Below are 238 nucleotides of genomic sequence, written 5' to 3' on the forward strand. Positions count from 1 at the left end.
ATGTCGATCCTTACATCACCCACAACATGACGCATGAACAGATCAACACGGCCTTCGACCTTCTGCACGCCGGCGAATCCATCCGATCGGTGATCCACTTTCAGCCGCAGGAAACGCTGCTGGTCAACACCCTGCCCGGAAAGATCGTGCCCGCTTGGCGGCGGACCTATGTTTGCAAGGTCCTGAAACCTTGGCGAAGCGCCGTAATGGCGCTCCGCATCGCGCCGTAGGTACTGAA

At 58.0% G+C, this 238-nt stretch carries 1 protein-coding gene; it reads left to right on the forward strand.

Translation table 11 applies throughout. From position 1 onward, the window contains the following. Nucleotides 1-230, forward strand: a 230-nt coding sequence (locus tag KVS69_RS20510; protein ID WP_217540182.1) for a hypothetical protein, incomplete at its 5' end; no start/stop codon positions are given. Nucleotides 231-238 lie beyond the last annotated feature (8 nt).

Origin of the sequence: Stenotrophomonas sp. GbtcB23 (assembly GCF_019091045.1) — a bacterium.
In the GTDB taxonomy this organism is placed as follows: domain Bacteria; phylum Pseudomonadota; class Gammaproteobacteria; order Xanthomonadales; family Xanthomonadaceae; genus Stenotrophomonas; species Stenotrophomonas rhizophila_A.